Origin of the sequence: Halomonas sp. (assembly GCF_041689495.1) — a bacterium.
Taxonomy (GTDB): Bacteria; Pseudomonadota; Gammaproteobacteria; order Pseudomonadales; family Halomonadaceae; genus Halomonas.
Map to the genome: position 1 here is coordinate 1 of NZ_JBDNGD010000378.1, position 1838 is coordinate 1838.

Here is a 1838-nt window from a genome sequence, read left to right on the forward strand (position 1 = left end):
GGCGCTTGATACTCACAACAAAAAGCCAAGATAGGCGGCCATCAGCGGTTCGCCGGCGAGCAGGGCGATGAGGCCGGCCATCACCAGGAAAGGGCCGAAGGGCATGGGCAGGCCACGCAGGCGCGGGATGGCGACCTGCATGGCAATCCCCACGATGGCGCCGACGCCCGCGGAGAGAATCAGTACCAGGGGCAGGCTCTGCCAGCCCAGCCAGGCGCCCAGGGCCGCCAGCAGCTTGAAGTCGCCGTAGCCCATGCCTTCCTTGCCGGTTACCAGCTTGAACAGCCAGTAGAAGCCCCACAGCACCAGATAGCCGGCCATGGCGCCGATCATCGCGTCGCCGAGCCGCAGCGGCTGGAACAACAGCTGATAGAGCAACCCGGCCCAGAGCAGCGGCAGGGTGAGAATGTCCGGCAGCAGCTGGGTGCGAAAGTCGATCACCGCCATGGCCAGCAGCGCCAGGCAGGCGCCGAACACGAACAACCCCGGCCAGCCGGGGCCGGCCGGGGCCGAACAGGTAATGACCACGACCACCGCCAGCCCGCCGCCGGCCAGCTCCACCAGAGGGTACTGGGGACTGATGGGCGCCTCGCAACTGGCGCAGCGCCCACGCCGCTTGAACCAGCCCAGCACGGGGATGTTGTCATGCCAGGCGATGGGCGCCTCGCAGTTGGGACAGAGCGAACGGGGGGTCACCAGGTTGAAGCGGGGTTGCTCTTCTTCGGGTAGTTCCAGCGCCTCCCGTGCCTCGGCCCGCCAGCCCAGCATCAGCATCACCGGCAATCGCACGATCACCACATTGAGAAAGCTGCCCATACAGAGGCCGATGAAGGCGACCAGCGGCAAGAGCAGGAAGGCGGGAAGGTCAAGCATGGGGATTTCCTTCAGCAACTCATGCCAATATGCTGCCCATCGGGCAATTCGACATCAATGGTCAACTTGCCACCCATGGCTTCGATATACCGTTTCAGGGTGGACAATTTGATCTCGGTACCCCGGTGTTCCAGATTGGCAATCGAGGGTTGCGAAATGCCCATCAGACTTGCCAGCTCTAGCTGGGACAGTTCAAGTTGCTCGCGAAGCCTGGCGAGACGCCACTCGAAAATCTCCTGCTCGGCTTGCGTTCTGGCGGCTTCAACGACGTCAGGCTTTACTTGCTTGACGAGTGACGATAATGGCTTTGCCATGGTTATGCCTCCGAATTCAGGCTTGCCAGATGTTCAAGGAACTCTCGTTCAGCGATCGGTATCAGGGTCTGATAGAAGCGTTTGTTCCCGGTCTTGTCACCACCACACAGCATGACCGCTTGGCGTGTCGGATCGAAGGCAAAAAGGATACGATAAGGCCGGCCTCGGTATTGAACCTCGTGTGGTTATCTCCCATTTTTAGCCCCGCGAGGCACTTATCCTCCATTCGCCTCATCGGGGCCCTTCGCGACCAGTGAGCGCAAGGGAACCACCCGCGCGAGGGTCTCCCGGTCGGTGTGTTCCGCTTCCCAGACATCCACCGCCGTCTGCAGGTTGAGCCAACTCGCCACCGACGTATCGGTGGCTTTTGCCAGGCGCTGAGCAAGCTCCCTGGAACAAGCGACTCGGCCATTGGTAAAGGCGGAAAGGTGCTTGCGAGACAGGCCCATGGCCCCGGCGGCTTGCGTCACACTCAGACCCAGGGGTTCCAGTACATCAAGCTTGAAGACGATGCCCGGGTGAGAAGGCTTGCGCTGTCGTTGGCGGGGCATGGTCCTCTCCTCTTCAGTGATATTGCTCATAATCCACGACAATGGCGTCCTGGCCATCGAAAGCAAATGTCAATTTCGGTGACGTCTTAGCTTTCATCCC

3 protein-coding genes and 1 pseudogene are annotated in these 1838 nt (G+C 61.2%); all 4 read right to left on the reverse strand.

What is annotated here, in order from left to right:
* Positions 1–12 precede the first annotated feature (12 nt).
* Positions 13–873, reverse strand: a complete 861-nt coding sequence (locus ACESMD_RS11810; protein ID WP_372613380.1) for an A24 family peptidase — start codon at positions 871–873, stop codon at positions 13–15.
* 11 nt (positions 874–884) lie between these two features.
* Entirely contained in the window at positions 885–1187 is a 303-nt protein-coding gene (locus ACESMD_RS11815) for a helix-turn-helix domain-containing protein (RefSeq protein ID WP_372613382.1), read from the reverse strand.
* Positions 1188–1189: 2 nt separating this feature from the next.
* Positions 1190–1348 (reverse strand): annotated as a pseudogene (locus ACESMD_RS11820) (type II toxin-antitoxin system RelE/ParE family toxin); the annotation flags it as partial.
* Positions 1349–1402: 54 nt separating this feature from the next.
* Positions 1403–1738 (reverse strand): HigA family addiction module antitoxin, encoded by a 336-nt coding sequence (locus tag ACESMD_RS11825; protein WP_372613384.1) that lies wholly within the window; start codon positions 1736–1738, stop codon positions 1403–1405.
* Positions 1739–1838 lie beyond the last annotated feature (100 nt).

What these genes read in the sequence shown, in the direction of transcription:
- ACESMD_RS11810 (WP_372613380.1), bottom strand. Translation starts at nt 873, where the DNA reads ATGCTTGACCTTCCCGCCTTCCTGCTCTTGCCGCTGGTCGCCTTCATC.
- ACESMD_RS11825 (WP_372613384.1), bottom strand. Translation starts at nt 1,738, where the DNA reads ATGCCCCGCCAACGACAGCGCAAGCCTTCTCACCCGGGCATCGTCTTC.
- ACESMD_RS11815 (WP_372613382.1), bottom strand. Translation starts at nt 1,187, where the DNA reads ATGGCAAAGCCATTATCGTCACTCGTCAAGCAAGTAAAGCCTGACGTC.